Raw genomic sequence first — 26,707 nt, 5'->3', positions numbered from 1 at the left:
ATCAACGCCTCGCCAGATTCCTTGCAGGGACAGATCTTTACGGCGAGGGTTGATAGAACGGGTTTCATCTTTCATTCATTTTGCTTTGTGCTTTTGCAATCGCATTATTGATTGCTTCACGGTTGATACTGTCCCCATTGTGTTTGAGCAAAAGCTGCCAATGGTCAATGGCCTCTTGGTTACGAGCATGCAAGTAAGCATCTGCCGCGAGTAACATATGGGTTTGAGGCTCAAAGGGAGAAAGTGATAATGCTTTGGCAATCACCCCTTGGGTTTCAAGTGTCATTTGCCGAAGCTCACGGTAATAAAGCGCGTTAGCTTTTGCCCCTAACACTTCGGCATCATCCCCCCCTATTTCGAGTAATTTATCTAAGGTCAGCACCGCATCTGAGTACAAACCTCCCGCATTGTAAGCCTGAGCTAATGACATAAGTGCCAAGGTGTTTTGCGGCTCACTCTGAGCCCAACGACTGGCTTTGGTGATCTCGGCCGCGACTAAATAATCAATATTTTCATCAAGCCGACCTTGATCCCAATCCCTAAAACGGCCTGTTTGACTGTAGATAGCAAGGGTCAGCAGCACTAGGACGATTCCCATCGCAAAGGGCACTTTGCTCGACATGTTTGGCAACTGTGCGATTCCCATTACTAGGTTTAGACGCATGTGCTGCCAATAAATGTAAGCAACAAACAACAGTAAACTGATGCCAATGCCTAGTCCTAAGCTCACCATTCCAGTCTCCATTTCACTCTCCAAACAACTCGTTTTAGGAGCCTGATTAACCGTGTGCAGGCATCATCTTTTTATTTTTCATCTCTTTCATTTCGCTGGGTTTCTCAATATTTTTCAGTTCAATTTCAAAGATAAGTGCTGACTCAGGAGGGATAATACCTACGGCTTCAGTGCCATAGGCAAGGCTTGCTGGTACCACAAAACGGTATTTAGACCCCACAGGCATCAACTTTAATCCCTCTTCCCAAGCGGGGATCACCGACATTAATGCAAAGCGAGTGGGCTCTTTACGTCCAACCGTATTTTCAAACTCAGTCCCATCGATAAGAGTGCCAACATATTCCACTGTGACCACATCTTCTGGATTGGGTTTATGACCTTTACCTTGGGTTAAGACTTCGTATTGAAGACCAGAGGCGGTAACTTTAACGCCAGACTTTTTTTGATTTTCAGCAAGATATGCCGCACTTGCCTTTTTAGTTTCTGCCATTTGTTTTTCAGCAACGACAGTTCTTGCGGCATTGAGTTGTTCTGCTCTTTGGTTCAGGTAGGTCAGCACTTCTTCGTCGGTTAATTGCTGTTTATCTTTAAGCGCATCCACAAAACCTTGCACGACTAAGTCGACATTCACCTCTGAACCCAATTCAACTTGGTTGTAAACTTGACCAGAAATGTAATTACCAATAGAAGCGCCAATGCTGTAGGAGGTTTTATCTGCATCGGTTTTCAGACTTGTGGCGGCAAAACTGGCTACCGAAACAAATAATGCGGCGCAGGTCGCCACTGTGATGCTTTTGGGGATAAAAGAAGTTGGCATACGTGTTTTCATTTTATGTTCTCTACAATGTTAACCCTGTGGGTTTCGCCTTTTGGCCCTGCAAACCAAACCGATAAAACATCGGTCCTGTGTGTTACTAAGGTTTTTCTGTTACTCGACCTGACATACGCCAGCCATAAATACCATCGGCCATATGACGCACACCTGTGTAACCTAGCTTCATGGTTTCTCTCGCCGCCATATTGCTGCTGGTGCAAAGGCGGTTAGCGCAGTAAAACACCATGACTGCATCTTTATTCTTTGGAAGTAACTCTCTCCAATTCTGAACATTGAAAAAAACTGCTCCGGGGATAAAACCTTCTGCCCATATCTCCAGTGTATTTACGTCGAAAAAATAAACGCCTTGCTTGCCGACTAAGGTTTCCGCTTCCATCATCGAAATGGGATTTAATTGGATTTCGTTATAGGGCACTTCAGACATTTCTGAGCCACCACCGGCGATGACTGGCATCGCAGTCACGCCTAAGGCCAACACCATCAATATTCGGCTTACACTTTGACGAAGCATGTTATGCATAATTAGGCTCTCATATTCCCCGACACCCAAAGGTGTCGGGGATAACTAGGACTCAAGTTAAACTATATTTTCTTCGCACTCAGCGCATTACCATCAATAATGGCTTGGGCTTGGGTCACATAGGTCAAAGCGGCATCTAAGCGTTTTTGTGAGTAACGCGCACCATGAACACCCCATGAACCATCGGCTTTAATCAGCTTGAGGACATCTTGAGCTTTATCGGTCAACAACAGCACTTGTGTCTTATCTTCTACCGATAACTTCGCCATATTGGGCGACTTATCGATGCTAATAAGGGCTTTTTCTACTTTGGCATAGGTTTCTTTCACTGGTTTTTGCCACTTCTGAACTTTGCCGTAGATTTGCTGTTGATCTTTAAAGTGCAGACCCTCACCCAACTTAGATTGAAATTGGCTATGGCAACCTTTGTTATCCACTACATCGTGATCAGAAGCGGAAGTACGAGCACAGGTCCACATCAGATCGAGGTAGTTATGGCCATTTTCGTCCTTCGCCACAGTCCAGCCCTTAGTGGATGAGTCGCGAGACTTACCTTCAGGTGGGTTAAGCGTCTTACGCAATGGATCGACATCGATTTTCCACATGTGCGATTTACGAACGTTGTCGAAACCGGCCATATCAGGGAACTGGATCGCGGTGAAGTTTTCACAACTACCCATGTTTGGCATATGACAGCTTTGACAAGTTTGTTTACTGTGGGTCTTGGTATTACTCGCAATTTCAGCCTGTGCCGTATGGCAATCGGTACATTCTTTGATGAGTTTTGGTTTAGTAATACCGGATTTCCAATCACCATCAGTCACTTCGTGTGGATCATGACAGGTAGAACAACGCATACCCTTATCGTAGTGAGATGAGGCAAACATTTGCGAACCTTCTGTACCACAAGATGGGCACGAAGATTTCATCTTCACGTTAAAGGCATATTCCAGTTTTTCTTTACCCTGTGGGGTTTGCGCAAGTTCTTCTACGAAGTTAAAACGCTGGTGACAACGCTCACAGTTAGAAGGCATACCACCACCGATACCGCCGTCTAAATGACCACCTGCGCCATGACACTCTTCACAGGTAATACCGAGTGACACTGTATGTTTTTGGAGCTCTTTAGGATTACCAAGGGCTGCAAAAAACTCATCTTTAGTTTTAAAATCAAACTTAAAGGTGTGGCACATTTCGCAATAGGAACTCGCAGGTTGGAATAAGAATTCCTTCTCGTATTTAGCACCATAGGAGCTCATACCCCACTGGTGTGAACCACTCGCGCCAAAATCTTCCATTTTAGTTGGAAATTCAGGAATAACTTTCTGAATTTTCTTCGCCATTTCAGGGGTTAACCATTCAGCCCAACCACGGGAGAATTGGTTACCGCCGGCGACCATAGTGCCAGTACCATCTTTGAGTAAACCGTCTTTCACATGGAAGGTACCGCGTACTAAGTAGCTGTCGATAAAGCCGTATTTGGTTCTTGGTGTTCCCACCGTCGCATAAATTGCATCAGGGGTAATGCCGTCTGGCAGGATAGAAGTATCCTTAGTGCCATACATGGTTTTGTTTAAATCGTTATCGACTTCGGGATGACTCCCCGGGAAACGTAAGGTTTTTGAATGGCGTGAACGTTTCCACTTTTCATATTGTGGACCGTGGCACTCACCACATTTTTCAGGTCCAACAAACTTATTTGGAAAATCCAAAATCGACTTGGCACCGAGGCGATATTGCAATGCCATAGGGCGATTGCCCTCTTGATGTTGGCTATATTTTTGGCTATCACCACCGTGTAAGTATTCTTCACCACGGTCACTGACCTTATAGGTTCCTTTTAAACGACCTTGCTCGGCATATTTAAATACCGGATGATTTTCAAAAAGAAAATCAAACAACTCTTTTTCCTGAACAATATAATCCTGCAGTGTTCTTACACCACGGGATTCTAGTGTTAGATCGGGATTAGCCATAATACCCTGAGCTTCCGCACTCTGTTGTTTATTACCATAGCCAGGCTTTACCTCGCCCGGTTTAGCATCGGATGCTATTCCGGCCACACTGACGATAGTACCTAAACAAAACAGCACGCTGAGTGCTATTTTGGATTTCCATCGTTTCATCATTCACTCCTAATTATCATTAGTTTTATATTTTCCACTGAACCTAATTGCTCACTGAACGACATAAACAATTGACCAGTTACAGCATGGTGGAGGCAAAAAACCATTAAAAATCAGAGCTAGAGCACACTAAATTTGCGCTGATAAATCAAGATGAATAAAATCAATTAAAACAAATAAAATACAATAACTTACAAAATTAATGTCATTTATTTTTTAGAAGTTAAAAAGCACATTTCAGTTATAAAAAAAACTCAAAATGCATTTTACTTTTCAAAAAACATCAAGCGTAAAAAGGAATGATTTAATAACGGATAAGATCACATTATTAAATACAAAACTCGACTAACCTTAAAATCAATAGTGATTAAAGCTTGTGATTAAACTGACTTTTTCCAACAAGGTCTTATATGTAAATTTAAAATCACAAGAAAATAACTCAAGTTTCTGAGCTGATTTAATAAAAATCAGCATGTAAAAATCACACGGGTAAAATAGCCAACTGTAAAAACTATATTACCGCGACCACATTATTCTAAGGCATAATAAATGACAACTATGCTTCCAGAAATTGGACATATATTACTGATCATCAGTAGCGTATTGGCATTATTTTCTGCAACACTGACCTTAATCGGTGTTAAGCAGAATAATGCCTATCTGGTAGGATTAAGCCCGACACTCTTTAGAGCCATATTTACCTCGGTATTTGTTTCACTTCTTTGCTTAATTTATTGCTTTATGACTGATGATTTTTCTGTTGCTTATGTCGCAAACCACTCGAATAGCCAATTAGCCTTGGGTTATAAAGTGGCCGCCGTTTGGGGTAGCCACGAAGGGTCAATGCTGTTTTGGATATTTGCGATTGCACTTTGGGGCGCGATCATCAGTTATCGCATAAAAATGGCGGATTGCACTCAAGATAAGGCCAGCGATAAATACCAAGACGCCCTGTATTTTGCGAGGCTGTTGGCCATTTTGGCATTAGTAATCCTTGGTTTTAACTTATTTTTACTCTTTACCTCTAATCCCTTTGCCCGTTTATTACCTAACATTCCGATTGAAGGGCGAGATCTTAACCCCATTTTGCAAGACATAGGACTCATACTGCATCCGCCCATGCTCTTTCTTGGTTATGTTGGCCTCACAGTTTGCTTTGCCGCAGCGTTAGCATCACTGCTCGGTGGTGGTTTTAATACTCGTCAAATTAACTATTTACGACCTTGGGTATTATTAGCGTGGGTGTTTCTAACGGGCGGCAATGCCTTTGGATCTTGGTGGGCCTATAACGAACTGGGTTGGGGTGGTTGGTGGTTTTGGGATCCGGTAGAAAACGCCTCCTTTATTCCTTGGCTTGTGGCAACAGCATTAGTACATTCCCTCATTCTCACTCAACGTACTCATGGCTTTAAACTCACGACTTTACTGCTGTGCTTATTGGCATTCTCACTCAGTTTACTCGGTAGCTTTTTGGTGCGCTCCGGCATAGTGCAATCGGTACATGCCTTTGCCGCCGATCCGACCCGTGGCATGTCAATCCTCTGCTTATTAGTGATTTTTGTTGGGGTTGCGTTACTCATTTTTGCACTCAAAGCCCACCATTTAAAACAGGATGTGACTTTCGCGCTTTTCAGTAAGGAAACGCTGTTACTGCTCGGGATCGTTATCTTAGTCGTAGCAGGGTTTTCCGTATTACTCGGTACATTTTACCCTTTGATCTATGAGCTGCTCGATTTAGGTACACTTTCAGTGGGGGCCCCTTATTTCAACGCTATATTTGTCCCCCTCACTTTCTTGCTTGTCCTGTTAATGGGCATTGCGCCCTTAGTGCAATGGCAAATAGTGCAATGGCAAAATGCCTCAAAGACTCGTATCGCTTCCTTGCTCATTCCTAGCCTAGTGATATTAGCCGTCGCTGGCTGGGTAAGCTTACAGGCCGCCTCGGGCAGTAGCTTATTTTTACTCCTTGGCACTGCCGCAGCACTTTGGTTGCTAGTGTGTTTATTGCTCACGATATTGGCAGCCTCAGGATTGGGTAGACGAATATATGCCCGTCAATTAACCCAAAACCGCAATGAGCACGGCTTAAATCCTCCCGTTAAATCATCAAAACAAGGGTTTATAGCCATGCTATTCGCCCACTTTGGGGTGGCTATCACTATTATTGGTGCAACATCCGTCTCCTTTTTTGAACAGGAAGCCCTCCTCAGAATGGGCCCTGGCCAAGGTAAACCGTTGGCGGGTTATATCTTAGTGTATGAAAGCACTGAGAATGTCGAAACCAACAGCTTTACGGCAATCCAAGCCAATATCAGTATCCGCGATGGTGCGAATGATGAAGTGATCCTCGGTTACGTTAGGCCGCAACGCCAAACCTTTAAAAGCAATGGGATGGAAATGTCCCACGCGGGTATCGATCATGGATTATGTCGGGATATTTATGTGTCTATGGGGCTGCAATTAAGTGACAGCGAATACCTTATCCGTATTAGCTATAAACCCCTTGCGAGTTGGATCTGGCTTGGTGCGCTATTAATGATGCTAGGTGGGGCGATTGCCGCTTGGCCTACTCGCCATTTTAGCTACCAAGCTGATTTAACAACCTTAGGTACCCTATCCCATCACAAACCACAGGAGACACTTGCCTAATGAATCCAATATTGCGCTTTTTAGTCTTACTGCTCCCTATCACCTTATGTGGGATAGGGATCCCATGCTTATCCGTCGCGCAAGCTCAGCCCATATCAAGCCTTTCCTACCAGCAACAAGCAATAGATATCAGTAAAGTGCTGCGTTGCCCTATGGCGACGAATCAGAGCCTATTTGAGTCACAGGCGCCAATCGCCCATGAGCTCAAAGCACAAATATTCTCGATGCTGGAACAGGGGCAAAACCAAGATGAGATTATCGATTTTATGGTGCAACGCTATGGTCAAAAAATCCGTTATCAACCTGAATTTAAAGCCTCCACCTTCGCACTTTGGTTTGGGCCACTGCTGTTATTAGTGCTTGGTGTTGGGTTGTGTCTCGCATTGGTAACCCGTAGAAAAACACAAACGACTATTTAAAAGTAAAGGATAACTAGATGAAATTACACTATTTTCCCTTTGTTCTACTCGTGTGTTTGGGTCTGTTTTCTAATAGCAGCTCAGCCCACTCACTAGACAATAAACTCTACAGTACGGGAGAGCCCCTCCCTAAGCCCCTTGTGATGACTGGTTTTATAGAAATGCAGCACGCACGCGGCGTACCAGAAGTTCCCTTTATTGATGAATCAGGACAAACCCAAACCCTAAAACAGCACCAAGGAAAATTGGTTTTAGTTAATCTTTGGGCAACTTGGTGCGCCCCCTGTTTAAGGGAAATTCCAGAACTCCAAAAACTTAAGCAGCAGTATCAAGGGAAGAATATCGCCATCATTCCAATCTCTATCGATGAAGAATCTAAAGATGTACGCCCTTTTCTTAACCAACATGGCTTTAGCGGCTATGCCACTTGGCTTGACCCAGAGCAAAACATAGAACAAATCATTCCCGCGAATGTCGTACCCGCCAGTTATATTTTTGATGCTAAAGGTAATCTTGTCGGTTTTGTGCGGGGATATCTCGATTGGGCTGATAAAGACGTTGGCCCTTATCTTGATCAACTGATTGCAAAATACGGCCAATAATCACCAAGTAACACAGACTCACAATATATTTCTCCATTCGGTCATCCGCCAAAATTTACCGAAACCCGCTGCCGCCTATTTGGCTGCGGGTATTTTTATCTCTGCCCCATCTTTGTATTCTGCGACGCATTTCTTTAAAATTGCCGCCAAACTCTTTATTTCAAGGCAAATCAGATGAAACTCACCCGCTTAACTCAACCTATTTATGACCACTTATATCGTGATATCAGTGAGTTTCGTAGCACCTTCGACTTGCCCGTTAATGATGTCGATTCTTTAGATGACAAGGCCGATACCTTACATACTTCACTGATTATTGAGGAGTTAACTGAACTTGCAGAAGCCGATAGCCGTATCGAACAGGCCGATGCCATAGTCGATTCTGTATATGTGTTAATGGGGCGTTTGGTGCATTTAGGCGCACAGGCCATGACCGACAGACTCGAAATCAGTTACCTGATTGACTTGTTGCTTTGCGTGGCTCAAAACCGTGAAATCGACTTTATTAGCTGCTGGGATGAAGTCCACTCGAGCAATATGAGTAAAGTGTGCCGTAACGAGCAAGAACTGGCCGAGACCATTGCCTTCTATGCCAAGCAAGGTGTTGAAATTGTCGGTAGTCAGCAAGGTGATTTCATCATAGCCAAATGTGCTAAAGATGTGGAAATGGCAGGTAAAGTGGTTCGCCAAGGCAAGGTACTAAAATCGGTTTACTACCGCCCAGCGGATCTGACTACACTGGTTAAAGCCTAGATTTTATAGCTTTTTTTAAGAGCCTGTTATTTGCAGGCTCTTATTTCGCCAAGGCAATTATCTCGCCTAAGCGATTATCCAGCAGTAATGACTTTTCAGCGTGTGTTTTAACGAGGCAATCCGTATGAATCCAGCAAAAGTCATGCGTGCCGAGGTTAAGCAATTGACTGATTTACCCAATATTGGCAAAGCCTGTGCGGCGGATTTACGTTTGCTTGGCATAGATAAGCCTGAGCAGCTGTTAGATAGAAACCCCTACGAGCTGTATCAAACGCTGTGTGACAAAACGGGCCAGAGACACGACCCCTGTATGCTCGATGTGTTTATCTCCATCACCCGTTTTATGGCAGGTGAAGATCCTAAACCTTGGTGGTTTTACACCGATGAGCGCAAAAATACCTTAGAGAAATGATGCTTTAGCGACTATCTATCCGCCTGTTTATCCAATGGTATCGTTTCGGGCTCTTCCCTTAACCACTCACGCCAAATGGCCACCAGCAGGGCCATCAATACAGGACCAACAAACAAACCGACAAAACCCATGGTTTTTACGCCGCCGATCAGACCGAAAAAAGTCGGTAAGAAAGGCAATTTAATCGGCCCACCGACAAGATTAGGCCTTAAGGTTTTATCGACAATAAACAGCTCTATGCTGCCCCAAAGAAACAAGCCGACACCCGCCGTCATATCGCCAGTGCCGACAAGATAGAGTGAAATCAAGGTAAACATGGTTGGCGCGCCGCCGGGAACCAAGGCCATAAAGGCGGTTAACACTCCAAAAGCCACAGCCGAAGGTACTCCCGCAATCCAATAGGCAATCCCCAGCACTATACCCTCACCAATTGCGATAAGCGTCATACCTATCACGGTAGAACTGACTGTTGCAGGCACCACACGGGAAAAACTATGCCAGCGAGCAGGCAGCACTCGCTCACCCACGATATCCAACTGTTTAGCCACTTGCGGACCATCTTTATAGAGGAAAAACAAAGTGATCAGCATAAAAAGTAAGGTCAATAACAACCCTAAAGTATTCCAACCCAATTGCAGCACCCAACGGGAAATGCCACTCAAATTCTGGCCACTAATGGCACTGATAATTTGGCCTAATTCATGGGGTTCACCAATAAACTGCTGCCATTGCAGGGTTAACCATTCGCCCATCCAAGGTAAATCTTTGATCCACAAGGGCACGGGCGAACCGTGTTGGTTAGTAAACACCAACCAATCAACCCAAGTCCTAATCTCTTGTAACGCATAGGAAAATACAAACACCAGCGGGATAATCAGCCCGAGCACAATACAACATAGGGCAATGGTTGCCGCCAACGCCGAGCGACCACCGCATTTTGCCAATAGTTTTTGATAGAGAGGCCAACTTGAAAAACACACAATCAATGCAGCTAAGGCGGGCACTAAAAAATCGATAAAAAAGAATACGCCAGCACACAAGAGCAAAACCAACAAACTACGACCAATAGCGGCATTACTGAAAATCGGCGTCATAGTGCTAACCCCCCCACACAATAAAATTCAACGATAAAATGGAAAACACTCTGCATTACACCAAACAAGGTTAACGCTTAACCAACTCGTTCTACGAATCAGTTTATTGCGCAGTGCTTCCCATGGGCAATGACTTTAACACCGAATATTAAGCTGTGTATCTATTCAATCTTTGAAGACAAAAGGCCTTTGGATATCTATCAAAGGCCTAACATTTGGAATGAGCTTATTGAGCCGAAAGTTGCTCAACTACTTTCTCTGGCTGGCTAAAATCGGTAATACGCTGAATAACTTTACCATCCTTAACCCACAGTAAAGTAGGAATATTGCGGATTTTAAAATGATTAAATAACACACCTAATTCATCGATACTAAAATCGACTTGAGTTTGATAAAGCTGCTTAAAATCTTCGAGCGCTTTATCGTCTGTCCACAAATGATTGACCACACCGTGCCACGCTTTATTAGGCACTTTTTGCGCGAGATTATTTAAACCTTTTTGAACGGTAATACACTCTTTAGACATTTCTGGGCGGCTATCAGCCAAATACCAATCACACCATGTTGCGGTAAAAAAAAGTAAATGCTCACCTTGTTCCCAAGGTTTCAGTAACTTAGCTGTTTGTTCGGCACTGGGTGCCTCCGTTGTCTGCGCAGTCAACTCTTGGCCATTCGCCAACATATCGATAAATTTATCTAAATTAGCATCTGACTCATGGCTAGTGTAAACCACATCTCCAGCACGATTGATTAATACACTATAGGGCGTACCGACCAAACCTAAAGCCACACCCAGCTCGCCTTCATTATCCAACCACACGGGCATAGTGAGCCCGAAACGCGCGATAACGTCAGCAATCTTAGGTTGCTCTTCATTAATATTGATGTTCACCGCGACGATATTAATCTTGTCCTGATATTTCTTCTGCAGGGCTTCAAAATGCGGCATTTGCTCCATACAAGGTTGGCACCAGGTTGCCCAAAACTTTAGGTATATCGGCTTGTCACCCGCAACACTGGCTAAAGTCACTTGCTGCTGATCTGGATAGGTTTTAAGTGCGATATCTTGATAGGCTTTGTCGCCCGCAAACGTAGCAAAACTCATAACGGCAAGGCACATAACAATGATTTGACGTAACAACATAGTGTTTTCCTTAAATTGATAGATCACTCGCATCCACGACTATGGGGCGAGTGATTTGCAGCCATTTGTACAGAAAAAACATAATTTAAAAGAAGCGACAGTCTACCCAGCAGCCAACCTTTAAACAGTGAGTATAAACTAACAAGCCGCTAATTTAGTCATGTAAAATGTAAGCCTTGGTGAGCATACCAATGAGTATTAATAACCTATTCAACAATATCTTAGACCATCAAACCTAACGCCAATTGCCTCGTCAGCTCTGCGGCGGGAATAGCCTGACAGCCAGTTGCATTTTGGCCGCACCAAAGTGGGCTAAAATCACCAAATCCTTGTTGTTCAGCGGCGCTTCGCAATACTGCGACGGCACTTGAGGCGAGCGGAAAATCCGGTGCGGCATTATTGATGGGGCCAAGCTCTGCCATAAAACGATTCATAATTCCACGGGCGGGTCGACCAGTGAATAAGTTAGTCAGAGCCGTATGCTGCGCTGCCTCACTTTGCAGGGCGGCACGGTGAATATCACTGGTGGTGCATTCGGGACAGAGTAAGTATGCCGTCCCCACTTGCACCGCCGAAGCGCCCATCGCCATAGCGGCGCGCACAGTCTTGGCATCGACTATGCCACCCGCTGCAATAACAGGAATATCAACGGCGGCAATGATTTGCGGCAATAGACTAAAAGTGCCTAACTGCTCGGTTAAATCATCGGATAAAAAATGCCCCCTGTGACCTCCGGCCTCTAAACCCTGCGCAATAATGGCATCCGCACCACGCGCTTCTAGCCATAGGGCTTCTTCTACAGTTGTCGCTGTCGAAATGATTTTTGAACCCCAAGACTTTATCTCCAGCAACAAATCTTCATTCGGTAAGCCAAAATGAAAACTCACCACCTCAGGTTTAAATTTAGCTAACACTTCAGCCTGGGTGCTGGTATATGGCGCGCGTTGTGCCCCCACGGTTTGGCTATCAGGATTGACACCCAACTCAGAAAAATAAGGCGCGAGTTGATTAAGCCATGCGGCTTGTTTCGCTGCTTGCGGTTCAGGTTCATAATGACAAAAGAAGTTTACATTGATGGGCTTAGCCGTCTGGGTGCGAATATGTGTCAAGGCGGTATCTAAGGCTTCGAGGGATAACATGGCGCAGGGCAAAGATCCCAACGCCCCCGCTTGCGACACAGCTATAGCTAAGGCACTGCCCTGAACACCCGCCATCGGCGCTTGAATAATCGGTAATTCGATTCCAAATAATCGGGTTAACTGGCACGGCATACATCACCTCCTTTGACTTGTTATCACTTGATGCTCAATCCTGATATGGCCCCGCGGCTAAACGCTGGGAGATCCACCACAGATTGCCCACGGGATCCCGCACTCCACCTTGGCGATCGCCATAGGGCATATTCGCCACTTCCATCACTAATTCACCCGCAGCGGCGAGTGCCTGAGCCACCATTTTATCGGCATTTTCCACATATAAATAATAAGATGCGGGCATAGGCGGAAAAGCTTCACTCGCCTCACTCAACATAAATAAACAGTCGCCGATTTGCATCTGTGCATTAGCTATTTTGCCATCAGCCCGACGGGAAATATGTAGCGCTTTAGCATCAAAGGCTTGCTGTAAAAAAACCACTAAACTATCGGCATCAGCGATCATCATATACGGGCTAACCCGTGCAAATCCTGACGGAATAAACATAACGATTCCTTGTTACCTAAGCATGAAATTGATCATAAAAAACCACTATAAGCCAATGACTATAGACTAAGCACTATGGCAAAAACCAGCTGTGGCAATTAAGCCTTTAGCGTGAAATGTAAACTTAAGCATTCAGTGAACAAGTCAAAGCGTAAAGCCTGCTAATGTAAGACGACCCTACAATTTCAACCACTCTGCAGCCCATCATAAAAGTGCCATAACACTTCATGACACTGGTTATTAAGAATAAATCAGCTTTATTTAGCATCGACTTAGCAACTATGGATCATTCATCTATGCTTAATCTATTGTTAACTTAACATGATGATCCTATGCACTTTACTGCATTCTTCGCTTACTCCCTCAGGATTTGCCTCACCTTAATCCTCTATATTTTCGCCTTTGCAGTGCAGGCAACTTGGTATCCCGCCGATGTGATTGCTGATGGCAAAAAAACGGCATACACACCACTCACTCATGCCAAAAAAGCATGGCGGATCTGCGCCTTACTTCCCCATGGTAAAGACCAATATTGGTGGGGCGTCGCCTTTGGGTTATCGCAGGAAGCCGAACGTCAAGCTGTAACTCTCGGCATTTATGATGCTGGAGGATATGACAATATTGAGCAACAAAAACAACAACTCTATGATTGCCAAGCCCTCAAAGCTCAAGCCTATATTATTGCTGCGAATACGGCCGATGGACTGATTGCGGATATCGAACAACTCTCTGCTGCGGGCATTCCTGTTATTGATTTAGTGAATGGTATCGCGACCGACAAACTCACGAGTCGCTCCTTAGTCAGCTTTGAAGATATGTCTGCGGCGGCGATTGAGTATATTGCATCGCAGCAACGAGACCCTGTCGATAAAGCACCAGTGAAACTTAAAGTTGCTTGGTTTCCAGGGCCTAAGGATGCCTCTTGGGTTATGGCGGCGGAACAAGGATTTAGGCGGGCGGCAGCTAAACAAGAGTTCGACACAATTGAAGGAGGGTTTGGCACTACGGAGTTATTTATTCAAGCTGATTTAGTGCGAAAAGTGCTTACTAAACAAAGTGTAGATTATGTAATCGCCAATGCAGTTGCCGCCACTTTCGCGGCGCGCTATTTAGACGGGCGTAGGAATAAAACGGGAAAAGTCATCGCATTCTACTCGAATGCACAGACCATAGAATTAGTGCAGAAAAAACAGTTACTCGCGACGGTCAGCGACTCACCAGTATTGCAGGCTCGGATTGCCATCGATCTCGCAATACGCGCACTCGAAGGTGCGCCTTATCCCCACAGAGTGAGCCCAGTTATCAAGGTCATCTCCCAAGACAACATCCACCAGATTGATTTAGAACAAATATTAGCGCCACAGAATCAGTGGATGATCCATCAGGATCTTCCACAGCCAAAATGATGTTCACTAAACTAAATAATCGGCGCCCAGCCCAACAAATAATGCGAGTCCTGCCCAATTGTTATTGAGAAACGCTTTAAAACAAGGGGCTCGTTCGCGATCAAAGATCAGCATTTGCTGGTAAGTACTAAAACCGACAAAAGTCAGTAAACCTAGGCCATAGAGTAAACCACGATCGGCGCTCCAACCGGCGGCGATAAAACAAGCCAGCGCAGCAAGCTGAAATAGCCCTATGATTTGGCGGTCATATTTACCGAACAAAATTGCAGTGGATTTAATGCCCACCTTTAAATCATCATCCCTATCGACCATGGCATACATGGTATCGTAGGCGACAGTCCAAAACCAATTGGCCGCAAATAACCACCAAGCCTCGATGGGTACTTCACCCGTCTGCGCGGCGTAAGCCATAGGGATAGACCAACTCCACACCACGCCTAGAAACATCTGTGGCATATTGGTGATGCGTTTAGTGAAGGGATAAATAATCGTGAGGATAATACCAACAACGGACAATTTAACCACTAATCCATTGAGTAATAAGACTAAACCAAAAGCAGATAAACCTAAAACGACGAACAGTATCAAGGCTTCTTTAGTGCTGATTTCGCCACTGGCCAGCGGCCGAGATTTAGTGCGTTCCACAAAAGAGTCGAGATCGCGATCGGCATAGTCGTTAATAATGCAGCCACAGGCACGCATGATCACCACGCCAATAATAAAGATGATCAATACCTTAAGATCGGGCATACCACCCGCCGCTAACATCAGCGCCATCAAGCATGGCCACATCAGCAATAGCGTACCTATGGGACGGTCGATTCGAGTAAGACGGGAATACACATCCCACTTCTGCTTTAAATTCATTAACTAGGTACTCCCAATACCCTCAAGTTTCCACTCGGTTTCAGGATTAGCATCATATACCCATGCTTCTCCCGATGCGAATTTACGCCCTAAAAGCGTGTCATAAAAAGCTGACATTCATCGCGTTCAGGGCAGGTATTAAAGCGCCTCTAACCGAGCGTAAGCCACCACTAACCACTTGCTGCCAAAGTCAGTAAAGCTCACTTGTACTCGCCCTTGGGCACCGCTGCCCTCAAAGTTGGTCACTTTACCTTCACCAAATTTAGGGTGATTGACTCTTTGGCCGACGTTAAAACCGGTATCGTTTGTCGCAGCCGATTTTGGGGCGCTAAAACGATTATTCGCCATCGGCGTTGAAACCTGCGCCTTGAGGCGGATTTCATCCACATATTGCGGCGGGATCTCTTTGATAAAACGCGACGGCCGAGCGTAATCTTCGCGGCCATAAATGCGCCGCGATTCCGCATAGGTTATGTAGAGTTTTTCCATGGCGCGGGTCATGCCCACATAGCAGAGACGGCGTTCTTCATCGAGTCTATCGCCCTCTTCGAGCGCCATTTTACTCGGGAAGATCCCTTCTTCGACACCCGCCATGAACACCATAGTGAACTCTAGCCCTTTGGCAGAATGCAGCGTCATTAGCTGCACCGCATCGGTAAAGGCATCGGCTTGGCCTTCGCCCGCTTCGAGCGCCGCGTGGGATAGGAAACCGTTAAGTTCGCCCATGTCCTCCAGCTCTTCTGGCATTTCGAAGGTACGCGCCGCCGTGACAAGTTCTTCTAAGTTTTCGATTCTAGCGTGGGCTTTTTCACCCTTTTCGGCTTCATACATGGCCTTAAGGCCCGACGCTTGGATCACTGTATCGGCCATGCGATACAGCACCATATCTTGGGTGTCTTCACGCAGTGTCATGATTAAGTCCATGAAACCACGCACAGAATTTGCTGCACGACCCGCAAGCACTTTCTCGTCGAGCAAACGCACACTCGCCTGCCACAGGGTTAACTCATGCTGGCGCGCCGTGGAGCGCAAAATATCCAAAGTGCGATCGCCAATGCCACGGGGTGGCGTATTCACCACGCGCTCAAAAGCCGCATCGTCGTCTTTGTTATTAATCAGCCGTAGGTAACCCATGGCGTCTTTAATTTCTTGGCGTTCGAAGAAGCGTAAACCGCCGTAAATGCGATAGGCTAAGCCTTTGTGTAACAAGGCTTCTTCCAATACCCGCGACTGAGCGTTAGAACGATATAAAATCGCACAATCACTGAGGTTGCCGCCCTTTTCGTGCCAATCATTAATTCGACCGACAATAAAGCGCGCCTCGTCCATTTCATTAAAGGCGCAATAGAGCGAAATCGGATCGCCATCGGCTTCATCCGTCCACAACTCTTTGCCCATACGTTCTGGGTTATTGGCGATTAAGGCGTTGGACGCTTTAAGGATATTGCCCTTCGAGCGATAGTTTTGCTCGAGGCGAATCGTGGTCGCACTCGGGAAATCTTTTAAGAATCGGTGTAGGTTTTCAACCTGAGCACCGCGCCAACCGTAAATCGATTGGTCGTCATCACCCACTATCATCACATTGGCAGTTTGACCGGCAAGCACGCGGATCCACGCATATTGGATCGCGTTGGTATCTTGGAACTCGTCCACCAAAATATGCTTAAATCTGTCTTGATAATGGGCCAACAAGTGCGGCTTATTGAGCCATAACTCATGGGCACGTAATAGGATTTCGGCAAAATCGACTAAACCCGCGCGGTCGCAAGACTCTTGGTAGACCTGATAGATTTTTAGCAGATTCTGCTCAAGCGGAAAACCGCCCGCATCGATATGTTTAGGACGTAATCCTTGGTCTTTTTTACCATTGATATAACCCTGAGCTTGGCGTGGAGGATATTGTTTCTCATCCAAATTTAGGCTTTTTAGAATACGTTTGATCAAACGCACTTGATCGTCAGAATCGAGGATTTGGAAGCTTTGCGGTAAACCCGCATCTTGGAAGTGAGTGCGTAACAAGCGATGCGCCAAGCCGTGGAAAGTGCCAATCCACATGCGGCCCATATTTGTGCCAGCGACTTTTTCAACTCGCTCGCGCATCTCAGCCGCAGCTTTATTGGTAAATGTCACCGCAAGAATCGAGTAAGGACTCTGCTGTTCAACCTGCATCAGCCACGCAATGCGGTGGGTCAACACCCGAGTTTTACCACTGCCTGCGCCCGCCAACACTAACATGCTAGATTGCGGTGCCGCGACAGCCTCGCGCTGCTTATCATTTAGGCCGTCTAGTAAAGAAGATACGTCCATTCTCGCCTCCAAAAAATCGAGGAGGCATTATAACAGAAGAAACCCCGCCTGCGCGCTTGATCCACAATACAAGAGCCACTAGACGAGAACCATAGGACGAATGACAAGTTGCCGCATCTTACTTTGCAATGGCGTCATAATGACTAAATTAATTAAGCACTGTCATTCCAGTGACTCGCCATTAACTCATCCCTGAGGGCTCGACGACGGCATCCATGCCGTCAACGGTCACTTCCATGACAGTGCTTAATCTTGCCAACCCCTACAGTAATCTGACCCCCTTCTTACAAGCATGCACTCTGTAAATTTAACGAAGGTAGCTAGTTAATTTCTTGGAACCTTACCTTGTAAGCCTTTTTGTTGCTAAGTGACTTATCGTTACTTGAATACGGAACAAAAGTGCATTAAGTTATTGTTTTATATTGAGCGTTCCGATTTATCGGCATCATTCTTACCCATTTACATGGATGTGGCAGCGGCCAAGTCCAACAAGTGATTTATGCTCTGCAAACACCGCAGCGCATAAATACTAAGACGTTAGGCTGGTGTCGAAATCGATGCTTATATACTAAGAAAAATAAGGATTATTCATGACTACATATTCACTTAAAAGGCTAGATTTCGATTTACTAGATTACATCTTCGAAATGAAAGGTGGGTATGTTTTAGATTTCTCAAATCAAACATACTCTGAGTTTTTTAATGATGAGCTAGGAATAAACATCGACGATAATAGGTTCTGCGATATAGGTACAAGTAAAGGGAAGCGGCTTCGCAGTTATTTAAAACAATCTAAAACAGAAGAAGTTTTGAGAGTGCTAGCTTCGTTGTGGCAGTATCGTGAGACTAAACGGAAACGAGCGAGCATCGACGAAGAAAAACCAGAGTTAGTATCAGAGTTTAATGAACTCTTGGTTCGCCTTGGCGGGAAAGCCCCCGTGAATAAGAGTAAATCGTCGTTCGTTCCGCATGATGAAGCAATTAATGAAAGTACAGCCAAAGAATTACTGGAAGCTCTGATGCAACTGGCAGCAATGGATCCTCACCCTAGAGGTTACGCGTTTGAATCTTTCCTCAAAAATCTTTTTGATGTAAGCGGGATGTCTGGTAGAGCATCTTTCCGTTTGCTCGGCGAGCAAATTGACGGGAGCTTTGAGCTTGATGGGGAAACATATCTTCTTGAGGCAAAATGGACCAATTTGCCGGTAAACGCTGCTGATTTACGTTCCTTTAACGCTAAAGTTCAAGATAAAGCAGCTTGGTCAAGAGGCTTATTCGTGAGTAATAGTGGTTTTACTGAAGAAGGATTACATGCGTTTGGTCGGGGTAACAGTCTAGTTTGCATGGATGGCCTAGATTTGAGTGAAATGTTAATGAGAAAAATCGGATTTAAGAGCGTTCTATCAAAGAAAGTCCGTCGTGCAGCTGAAACAGGCAAGCCATTTGTACGGCTACGCGATCTTATTTAGTAAAGTAAAATACTTAACAAGCGCATTAAATCTGACATTTCAAATTGTCCAATTTTTTGCAAAGAACAAGACGCAAAAAACGTCCAACATGTTCCGCAGCTTATGCGGGCGTTAGTGCTCAATAAGGTTCACATGCAATTTAAATTTATCAAAGCAACAGCCCAAGATTGGGACTATTTGTTTGACCTGAGAAAATTGACAATGGTTGAGCACCTTGAAAAGTCTGGGCAATTCCTTTCTGAAGAGGAACACCAGTTTAGATTAAAAAACTCCTACAAATACTCGCACTTAATTATTTACGACAAGAGCGTTGTTGGTACATTACAATTCCGCGAATTTGAAGATAAGGTAGAAATTATGCAGCTTCAAATTCACCCTAATAACCAAGGAAAAGGCCTAGGTAGTCTAGTGTTAAAGCAAGTTTTAGAAACTTCAAAACCCAAGTATCTTGAACTAACAGTTTTAAAAGAAAATCGGGCGCTTAATTTATACAAAAGGCTCGGCTTTAAAATTTTTGACGAAGACCAATTTGAATATTTTATGTGTACAGAGCACTAACAAGTCGCTGTATTATTAATAGAGCGTGTAACTGGAATGACAGCGCTTAATCACTACGACCTCCAACAGATAGATCAGCAGCGGAGGTCTGCCCCAAACCTCCTTCTCGATGAGAATAACTTTAGGTAGCGGCGGATCGCGGTTAGAATACTCACCCTGTTTTTCTTGGTTACTTTTTCGGAAACAATAATGTCCCATTCAGCGCTTAATTCTTTTGATGATTTTTACCAGCTTTTGGCTGACAGCTTGGCGAAGAATAGTCTGATCAAACTATTGTTGAGTAAGTACCGAGGGGCAGATAAAAGCCTGCAGCGCATTACGATTCGACCGATCAGTTTGCAGAATGAACCTGTGCTATCGTTTGTGTATCAGCATCAGACGAATCACATCACAAAAAACCTGAGTTATGACGAAGGGTTAGCCAGCATAAAACTGTTACTCGGTAGCGATTTTAAGAGCGCCCACTTAGCCACGGCGCAGGCAGAAGTTCAGCTTGAGATCAGCAAAAAAGGCAAAGTCCAAATCAGCACACATAACGTTAAACAAGCCGTCGCGGCGCCCTTAGAACATGACCGTGAGAAAAAGCGTTTTGTGGATATCGAACGTCCCTTCCTGACCAAGCTAGGGGTGACGGACAGCCAACATAATCTTATCCCTACGATGTCGCGTAAATGGAAGCAAATCAATAAATTTATTGAGGTTTTCAGTCAAGCACTCGAAGCCTCACCCCACAAGAATGACCAACCGATCAATGTAGTCGATTTTGGGTCAGGCAAAGGCTATCTCACCTTTGCAATCCATGATTACCTGCGCCACAGCCTTCACAATGATGCGCAGGTGACTGGGGTGGAATTACGCCAAGCCTTAGCCGATTTATGTAACGAAACGGCGGCAACGCTGGATCATCAAGGATTGTCATTTGTCTGCGGCGATGTGAGAACCCACGCGCCTAAGCAAACCGATGTGATGATCGCGCTGCACGCCTGTGATATCGCCACTGACTATGCGATTCATTATGGTATCCGCGCCAATGCCGACATCATCATGTGTTCGCCTTGCTGCCATAAACAAATTCGCCCGCAGATGCACAGCCCAGAGTTGTTCAAACCTATGCTGCAATATGGAGTGCACATGGGCCAACAGGCTGAAATGGTGACGGATTCATTACGTGCGCTATTTTTGGAAGCCAATGGTTATGCGACTAAGGTGTTTGAATTTATCAGCCTAGAACATACCAATAAGAATAAGATGATTTTGGCCGTTAAAAAGCCACAACACAATCAGAAAGACAGCGCTGCAATCCTCGCGCAAATAGCTGACATTAAAGCCTATTACGGGATCAAGGAACACTGCTTAGAAACCTTACTCGCGCAAACCCAAGCCGATTAACAGCTGGCGGTTTGCTGGCAAAGCATTAAAACTTTGCGCTCATGACAATCCCGTTGAAATTGAGGCAATCTTTAATTCTTTGCTGCTGAACCGCGCTAAGGGTGTCGATATCGTGGAAGGCAAACTCTGAATGTTCGTGGCTTAAGTGGATCGGCAATGGCTCACCTTCTGCCACATTTTTTGCCACCTCAGGCCCATCAGGCAACAACAGTTCACAACGAAAAATAAAGGCTTGGGATTGATAGGCGCTGTGATAATACACGCCGCTCAAATAGTTAACCCGCACACTTAAGCCTAATTCCTCTTGGCATTCGCGCACTAAGGCCTCGTGAATCGTTTCACCGGGCTCGAGTGCGCCACCGGGCAAACCCCAAGCAAAATTACCATAATTGGCCTTAAGCAACAGTACTTGTCCCTGCGCATTAGTGATAACCGCGTGGCTGCTCAATCTAAAGGTATCGTTAAAGGCCACTCAGTTATCCTTGCATTTCTGTTCGGTACGTATTTGAGATATCAGACTAAATCACTTAGCCGCAAAGGTATTACAACTGGCGAGATTACCCGAATCAAACCCTGTCTTAAACCATTTCACCCGCTGCGCCGAACTGCCGTGGGTAAAAGCATCGGGCTGTACGGCGCGACCCGCCATCTTTTGCAGACGATCGTCACCCACTGCACTGGCGGCGGCAATGCCTTCCGCTAAATCGCCCGCTTCAAGTAAGTTAAGTTGTTGATTGACATAATGCCCCCAAATCCCTGCGTAGCAATCAGCCTGCAATTCAAGTGCGACACTCAATTGATTCGCCTGCACTTTACTGCCAGATTGCTGGGCTTGGCGCACCTTAGTGCTCGTGCCCAGCAGGTTTTGCACATGGTGACCCACCTCGTGGGCAATCACATAGGCAAAGGCAAAATCACCGGGCGCGCCTAAGGTTTTAAGCTCATCAAGAAAGCTAAGATCGATATATACTTTGCTATCGGCAGGGCAATAGAAAGGCCCAGACTGCGCCTGTCCCATACCGCAGCCAGTGGAGGTCATATTGCGATAAAGCACTAACTTAGGCTCTCGATATTGCCCTTTGAGCAACTGGCCCCAAACGGTTTCTGTGGTGCCTAAAATGGCCGCCACAAACTGGGCATTTTCATCCTGTACCGCTGTTGTTGAGCTAGATTGGGATTGGCTAAGATGAGCTTGAGTATTTGGGTCGAGTGACAGACCACCAGTAAAATACTGAAAAGCAATATAAATGCCGCCGATGAGCAACACCACACGACCAAGTTTAGTTCTCAGCAAAAAGGGCAAGAACCTGAGTAACAAGGCACTCGGCACACCCGCAGATGCCATTTGCTGGCCGCGTCTGTCTTCGATATTGGAGCTTCTGTCAGTGTCACGCCAGCGCATCGCATTCCTTCACTCTGTAGTTAAAACTTTCATTAAACCGCTATTAAAGTCGCTTAGATGCACAACTCTGATTTAGTATTTGCACTCTAGCGCCTAGTGGTTAAAAGCCTAGTGATTAAGAGTCTAGTGGTTATTTCGCTTGTGTATCGCTTGTGGGCGCGTCTTTCAGTGAGCGTAAAAACAACCCTAAACCACCAAAGGCCAAAACGAGGATCACAATCAGTTCAAAGGCCGACATAGATTTAAAGTGGAATTGAATCGAGCTGATCACGCCCACAACCAAGGCCGTAAGCGAACCTAGACTCAACAGCCAAGCTAACTTACTCTTAGCGTCAAAAAACACCATAACAATGCCGATAATAAACGGTAGCATCACCATGCCAGTGGTAATCGACATGCCTTGCCCAAAGGCATTCACTCGATATAAGCCATAGCCCAGTCCAAAACTAGAGCTCACCTGTATTGCATTGAACAATAAATAAAATCCACCACACATCATGGCAAGACCCATAAAAAATTGTCCCGTCCCGCCCTGTGTTCCGCCCGCACCTTTCATAGATATCCTTTCTACAATTAACAATTTTTGAATGGCTTGTTCTTTGGCCATTTTCAGCCGTTGATTTTCTTCTACTGCTTTTAGTTTTTCATACAAATAAAGGTTTTTATCCACCTCAGCAACACAGCGCTGTTTATCTCGCATAGGCTCATAAGATTCAACACAGGTTCTTGCACCACAGACTCATTCGGTGCAGGCAGATGTCAGCACAGTAAAGAACAAGAGCAGCATAATCAAAGGGAATTTCACCATCAAGCACGCCTCAGTGAATGACCCAAATAACACACCTCATTCATAGGTAACGCCCATATTGCCAATCACACATTTTTGCTAAATGATATCAAGCTTATTCAGGCCCCATGTTGACATAAATTACGCTAAGGCCAACACTCAATGATGAATTTTTATACGCATGAACGACGACACTAAAGTGGATTAAATACACAGTGGCTTAAATAAAGGTGCTGCAACGATTCCAATATAAGCCCTACCGTTAACATAAGGAATGCCTTTGAATACGCTATTAATAGGAAAAGGTGAACAACAGGTTCACTTAAATCTTAAGTATGCCAATCGCCATGGGTTAATTGCCGGTGCCACAGGGACAGGTAAAACCGTGTCGCTGATGAGTATTGCCGAAGGTTTTTCACGCCAAGGCGTGCCGGTTTTTATCACAGACGTTAAAGGCGATATCTCGGGTCTAGCTATGGCCGGCACTCCAAGTGAAAAGCTATTACAAAGGGCAACTCAAATTGGCATTGAGGATTATCACAACGAAGCTAACCCTGTGGTGTTATGGGATTTAGCGGGCGTTCAAGGCCACCCGCTGCGTACCACCATCAGCGAAATGGGCCCAACCTTACTCGGCCGAATTTTAGAATTGAATGACACCCAAAGCGGTATTTTAGACATAGTCTTTCAACTGGCGGACGACCAAGGATTATTACTGCTCGACTTAGATGATCTGCGGGCCATGCTGGCCTTAGTTGCCGAGGAACGCAAAGAAATCTCCGCCAAATATGGTTTAATCAGTGCCCAATCCCTCGCAGCGATTCAACGATCGGTACTAGGATTAGAGCGCGATGGTGGCAAAGACTTTTTTGGTGAACCCGCGTTACAGCTTGAAGATTTAATGCGCACTAATTTGCAAGGGCGCGGCATTATCAATTTATTAGCAGCGAACAAACTGATTTTAACACCCCGTTTATATTCAAGTTTTTTACTCTGGCTACTCTCAGAATTATTTGAGAATCTGCCCGAAGTCGGCGATCCCGAAAAACCTAAGCTAGTGTTTTTTATCGATGAGGCGCATTTACTCTTTGAGGGTTGCCCACCGAGTCTATTAAAACGCGTCGAACAGATCATGCGCCTAATTCGCTCAAAAGGCGTAGGCGTTTATTTTTGCTCGCAATTTCCTGATGATGTCCCAAACGAAATTCTCGGACAATTAGGTAATCGTATTCAACATGCCCTGCGAGCTTACACGCCAAGGGATCAAAAGGCTGTTAAAACCGCCGCCGAAACCTTTGTGCCTAACCCCAAACTGGTTGTCAGCGACGTAATATCCCAGCTCGCTGTAGGTGAAGCCTTAGTGTCTATGTTAGCCGACAAAGGCGTGCCAACTATGGTCGAGCGCGCGCTCATCGCACCGCCACGTTGCCGCATGGGACCCGCCACAAGTGAGGAGTTACAACAAGTCCGCGCCCAAAGCCCGATTGGAGGTAAATACGATCAGTTAATCAACCGCGAATCGGCCTACGAACGCCTTAACCAAAGACGAGTTGGTAACGCCACCAGCGACGCCACATCCACAGCAAGTGATGCTCAAACGGGCCAAAAAGCTGAGGAACAAGGTTGGTTCAGTGAACTCATTTTTGGTAATAAGCGTCGCCAAGGGTTAGCTGAAACCTTGTCAAAACAAGCTGCACGCACGGTTGGCAGCCAATTAGGTAAACAAATTTTGCGCGGTATATTAGGTGGCATGTTAGGTAAATCGAGCCGACGTTAGGCATATGGTACTTAGTTATGCCTCCAATTAGGGCCCACTAAAACCACAAACAATGACGAAAATATAGGTACTGTGTCCTTGTTCGCATATTTCTTATACAGGTTAACGCTAGCATTAGCATTAATTATTCTAAGTGATAGATGGATCATGGTACGGAATTCGGTGATAAGATTATTTTGCTGTAATCGCTCATTGAGGCAAATAAATTCACAGATAATTATCAATGATTTTAGATATTTGTAATTTAAAATGTTGTAATTCGAGATAAAAATTTCGCTTCAATCAGGACGTCATGGAATAGGTTCAATTAAGTACGGCTTACATGATTAGCCTGATGAATAACCAAAGAGTACATGGAGTTTTATATGAGTAAAGAGCAAAAAAACCGTAAAGAATCGAAGAAACAACCGCTGATGTCTCCTAAAGAGAAAAGAGCAGCAAAACATGCGAAAAACGCAACTAAAGGTTTCTTAGATAACACTAAATAGTGTCTTGTTATTAGGAGGTTTGTCCTCTAATAACACAAATAGGGTTAACTTAGGTTAGCCCTTTTTATTGCCCGCTGCATTGAACCAACCAAGTTTTACCTCACAATACAACCTTGCTCAAAACAGTCTCAGATCTCAGTTTTGTGATACAAAAGTAGCAGCTATCGACTATAGCCTAATTGACCTTTTTCAGGTTTTATGTAGTTATATTGAGCTGATTACGGTATTTACCGCTCGAAAGACCCTACATAACACTATAAAAAATAAGGATATTTCATAATGAAAATCAAAAAACGTTTTGTCGCCGTCGGCGCAGCAGTGACTCTCACACTCAGTGCTGCCGCTATGGCTGCTGCCCCCGCCTTTATCAACATTCTCACAGGCGGCACCAGTGGTGTGTATTACCCTATTGGCGTTGCGCTGTCGCAACTCTACGGCACAGGAATCGAAGGTTCTAAAACCTCAGTTCAAGCAACTAAAGCCTCGGTAGAAAACCTCAATTTATTGCAAGCGGGTCGTGGTGAATTAGCGTTCGCTTTAGGTGATTCAGTCGCAGCAGCATATCAAGGTGATATTGATGCAGGCTTTAAAACGCCGCTGGATAAAATCCGAGTACTTGCCTCGGCTTATCCTAACTACATTCAAATTGTCGCCAATAAAGAGTCTGGCATTAAAACCTTGGCTGATTTAAAGGGAAAACGCATCTCAGTGGGTGCCCCTAAATCAGGGACAGAACTCAATGCCAGATCGATTTTCAAGGCTGCGGGACTAAGTTACGAAGACATGGGGAAAGTCGAGTTTTTACCCTATGCCGAATCCGTTGAACTAATCAAAAATCGTCAATTAGACGCCACGTTACAATCTTCCGGTCTCGGCATGGCTGCTATCCGTGACTTAGCTGCGACTATGGCAATCAACTTTGTTGAAATTCCAGAAGATGTGATCGCTAAGATTAACAATCCCGCCTATCAACATGGCGTGATCCCAGCATCGACCTATGAAGGCCAAACCACCGACGTTTCTACCGTCGCCATTCAAAATTTACTGGTGACTCAAAGCGGTGTATCGGATGATTTAGCCTATCAGATGACAAAACTCATGTTCGAGCACTTAGACCGACTCGGTAACGCGCACTCCGCCGCGAAGACCATCAGCGTAGATAAAGCGACGAAAAATCTACCAATACCACTGCACCCAGGTGCAGAACGTTATTACAAAGAAGTTGGTGCACTCTAAGTTTTACTGATATCTGTGCATCCTATTCCAAAC

Annotated in this window: 25 protein-coding genes; 12 read left to right on the top strand and 13 right to left on the bottom strand. The window is 45.1% G+C overall.

What is annotated here, in order from left to right; genetic code table 11:
• Positions 1 to 64: 64 nt before the first annotated feature.
• The 4 genes from KO531_RS09475 to sirA all read right to left on the bottom strand — a co-directional run bounded on the left by KO531_RS09475 (position 65) and on the right by sirA (position 4,214).
• Positions 65 to 745, bottom strand: coding sequence for a tetratricopeptide repeat protein (locus KO531_RS09475; protein WP_219251000.1), 681 nt, complete (start codon positions 743 to 745; stop codon positions 65 to 67).
• A 34-nt stretch (positions 746 to 779) separates the two neighbouring features.
• Complete coding sequence (locus tag KO531_RS09470; RefSeq protein WP_198571993.1) at positions 780 to 1,562, bottom strand: FKBP-type peptidyl-prolyl cis-trans isomerase; 783 nt, start codon at positions 1,560 to 1,562, stop codon at positions 780 to 782.
• A gap of 85 nt (positions 1,563 to 1,647) precedes the next feature.
• Positions 1,648 to 2,088, bottom strand: a complete 441-nt coding sequence (locus KO531_RS09465) for a rhodanese-like domain-containing protein (RefSeq protein WP_028761786.1) — start codon at positions 2,086 to 2,088, stop codon at positions 1,648 to 1,650.
• Between the two features lie 62 nt (positions 2,089 to 2,150).
• Complete coding sequence (gene sirA / locus KO531_RS09460; RefSeq protein ID WP_105250351.1) at positions 2,151 to 4,214, bottom strand: dissimilatory sulfite reductase SirA; 2,064 nt, start codon at positions 4,212 to 4,214, stop codon at positions 2,151 to 2,153.
• 549 nt (positions 4,215 to 4,763) lie between these two features.
• Between sirA and KO531_RS09455 the strand changes: the two genes are divergently transcribed.
• From KO531_RS09455 to KO531_RS09435, 5 genes are all read left to right on the top strand, one after another.
• A complete protein-coding gene (locus KO531_RS09455; protein ID WP_219250999.1) occupies positions 4,764 to 6,863 on the top strand; it encodes a heme lyase CcmF/NrfE family subunit in 2,100 nt (699 codons plus the stop codon).
• Positions 6,863 to 7,282, top strand: a complete 420-nt coding sequence (locus tag KO531_RS09450) for a cytochrome c-type biogenesis protein (RefSeq protein WP_028761784.1) — start codon at positions 6,863 to 6,865, stop codon at positions 7,280 to 7,282. The genes KO531_RS09455 and KO531_RS09450 overlap by 1 nt, the downstream gene beginning before the upstream one ends.
• Positions 7,283 to 7,299: 17 nt before the next feature.
• Positions 7,300 to 7,884 carry a TlpA disulfide reductase family protein gene (locus KO531_RS09445; RefSeq protein WP_105250354.1) on the top strand — a complete coding sequence of 195 codons (585 nt, stop codon included), beginning with the start codon at positions 7,300 to 7,302 and terminating at the stop codon, positions 7,882 to 7,884.
• Positions 7,885 to 8,058: 174 nt separating this feature from the next.
• Positions 8,059 to 8,637: a nucleoside triphosphate pyrophosphohydrolase family protein gene (locus tag KO531_RS09440; protein WP_105250355.1), complete on the top strand. Its 579-nt coding sequence runs from the start codon at positions 8,059 to 8,061 to the stop codon at positions 8,635 to 8,637.
• A 124-nt stretch (positions 8,638 to 8,761) separates the two neighbouring features.
• Positions 8,762 to 9,049: a helix-hairpin-helix domain-containing protein gene (locus tag KO531_RS09435; RefSeq protein ID WP_219250997.1), complete on the top strand. Its 288-nt coding sequence runs from the start codon at positions 8,762 to 8,764 to the stop codon at positions 9,047 to 9,049.
• A gap of 11 nt (positions 9,050 to 9,060) precedes the next feature.
• On the opposite strand, the gene KO531_RS09430 is transcribed toward KO531_RS09435, so the two are convergent.
• From KO531_RS09430 to KO531_RS09415, 4 genes are all read right to left on the bottom strand, one after another.
• On the bottom strand, positions 9,061 to 10,143 hold the full coding sequence (locus KO531_RS09430; RefSeq protein WP_113939224.1) for an AI-2E family transporter: 1,083 nt from the start codon (positions 10,141 to 10,143) through the stop codon (positions 9,061 to 9,063).
• 226 nt (positions 10,144 to 10,369) lie between these two features.
• A complete protein-coding gene (locus KO531_RS09425; RefSeq protein ID WP_219250996.1) occupies positions 10,370 to 11,287 on the bottom strand; it encodes a redoxin family protein in 918 nt (305 codons plus the stop codon).
• A 221-nt stretch (positions 11,288 to 11,508) separates the two neighbouring features.
• Positions 11,509 to 12,558: a nitronate monooxygenase gene (locus KO531_RS09420; protein WP_219250995.1), complete on the bottom strand. Its 1,050-nt coding sequence runs from the start codon at positions 12,556 to 12,558 to the stop codon at positions 11,509 to 11,511.
• A gap of 34 nt (positions 12,559 to 12,592) precedes the next feature.
• A complete protein-coding gene (locus tag KO531_RS09415; RefSeq protein ID WP_219234784.1) occupies positions 12,593 to 12,988 on the bottom strand; it encodes a VOC family protein in 396 nt (131 codons plus the stop codon).
• Between the two features lie 332 nt (positions 12,989 to 13,320).
• Between KO531_RS09415 and torT the strand changes: the two genes are divergently transcribed.
• The gene (gene torT / locus KO531_RS09410; RefSeq protein WP_219234785.1) at positions 13,321 to 14,394 is read left to right on the top strand and encodes a TMAO reductase system periplasmic protein TorT; all 1,074 of its coding nucleotides are present in this window, start codon (positions 13,321 to 13,323) and stop codon (positions 14,392 to 14,394) included.
• A gap of 6 nt (positions 14,395 to 14,400) precedes the next feature.
• Here the strand turns inward: torT and ubiA are convergent, their stop codons facing one another.
• Positions 14,401 to 15,261, bottom strand: a complete 861-nt coding sequence (ubiA, locus tag KO531_RS09405; RefSeq protein ID WP_168827752.1) for a 4-hydroxybenzoate octaprenyltransferase — start codon at positions 15,259 to 15,261, stop codon at positions 14,401 to 14,403.
• A 138-nt stretch (positions 15,262 to 15,399) separates the two neighbouring features.
• Positions 15,400 to 17,568 carry a DNA helicase II gene (gene uvrD, locus KO531_RS09400; protein ID WP_219234786.1) on the bottom strand — a complete coding sequence of 723 codons (2,169 nt, stop codon included), beginning with the start codon at positions 17,566 to 17,568 and terminating at the stop codon, positions 15,400 to 15,402.
• A 590-nt stretch (positions 17,569 to 18,158) separates the two neighbouring features.
• Here uvrD and KO531_RS09395 point away from each other — a divergent pair.
• The 3 genes from KO531_RS09395 to KO531_RS09385 all read left to right on the top strand — a co-directional run bounded on the left by KO531_RS09395 (position 18,159) and on the right by KO531_RS09385 (position 20,984).
• Positions 18,159 to 19,037 carry a restriction endonuclease gene (locus KO531_RS09395; RefSeq protein WP_219250994.1) on the top strand — a complete coding sequence of 293 codons (879 nt, stop codon included), beginning with the start codon at positions 18,159 to 18,161 and terminating at the stop codon, positions 19,035 to 19,037.
• A 132-nt stretch (positions 19,038 to 19,169) separates the two neighbouring features.
• A complete protein-coding gene (locus KO531_RS09390; RefSeq protein ID WP_219250993.1) occupies positions 19,170 to 19,595 on the top strand; it encodes a GNAT family N-acetyltransferase in 426 nt (141 codons plus the stop codon).
• 189 nt (positions 19,596 to 19,784) lie between these two features.
• Positions 19,785 to 20,984 carry an SAM-dependent methyltransferase gene (locus KO531_RS09385; RefSeq protein ID WP_219250992.1) on the top strand — a complete coding sequence of 400 codons (1,200 nt, stop codon included), beginning with the start codon at positions 19,785 to 19,787 and terminating at the stop codon, positions 20,982 to 20,984.
• Between the two features lie 25 nt (positions 20,985 to 21,009).
• Here the strand turns inward: KO531_RS09385 and KO531_RS09380 are convergent, their stop codons facing one another.
• The 3 genes from KO531_RS09380 to KO531_RS09370 form a co-directional block, all read right to left on the bottom strand.
• Complete coding sequence (locus KO531_RS09380) at positions 21,010 to 21,456, bottom strand: NUDIX domain-containing protein (protein ID WP_173247816.1); 447 nt, start codon at positions 21,454 to 21,456, stop codon at positions 21,010 to 21,012.
• Positions 21,457 to 21,507: 51 nt separating this feature from the next.
• Complete coding sequence (locus KO531_RS09375) at positions 21,508 to 22,386, bottom strand: neutral zinc metallopeptidase (protein ID WP_131524218.1); 879 nt, start codon at positions 22,384 to 22,386, stop codon at positions 21,508 to 21,510.
• Positions 22,387 to 22,516: 130 nt separating this feature from the next.
• Entirely contained in the window at positions 22,517 to 22,942 is a 426-nt protein-coding gene (locus KO531_RS09370) for a hypothetical protein (RefSeq protein ID WP_107949438.1), read from the bottom strand.
• A gap of 511 nt (positions 22,943 to 23,453) precedes the next feature.
• Between KO531_RS09370 and KO531_RS09360 the strand changes: the two genes are divergently transcribed.
• The 3 genes from KO531_RS09360 to KO531_RS09355 all read left to right on the top strand — a co-directional run bounded on the left by KO531_RS09360 (position 23,454) and on the right by KO531_RS09355 (position 26,674).
• Positions 23,454 to 24,950 (top strand): helicase HerA-like domain-containing protein, encoded by a 1,497-nt coding sequence (locus KO531_RS09360; protein ID WP_173496230.1) that lies wholly within the window; start codon positions 23,454 to 23,456, stop codon positions 24,948 to 24,950.
• A 365-nt stretch (positions 24,951 to 25,315) separates the two neighbouring features.
• Positions 25,316 to 25,438: a hypothetical protein gene (locus KO531_RS22545; RefSeq protein ID WP_105250371.1), complete on the top strand. Its 123-nt coding sequence runs from the start codon at positions 25,316 to 25,318 to the stop codon at positions 25,436 to 25,438.
• Between the two features lie 279 nt (positions 25,439 to 25,717).
• The gene (locus KO531_RS09355; RefSeq protein WP_105250372.1) at positions 25,718 to 26,674 is read left to right on the top strand and encodes a TAXI family TRAP transporter solute-binding subunit; all 957 of its coding nucleotides are present in this window, start codon (positions 25,718 to 25,720) and stop codon (positions 26,672 to 26,674) included.
• Positions 26,675 to 26,707: the final 33 nt, after the last annotated feature.

This window comes from Shewanella sp. NKUCC06_TVS, assembly GCF_019345515.1.
In the GTDB taxonomy this organism is placed as follows: Bacteria; Pseudomonadota; Gammaproteobacteria; order Enterobacterales; family Shewanellaceae; genus Shewanella; species Shewanella oncorhynchi.
This window is presented reverse-complemented; position numbering and strand designations above follow the sequence as displayed.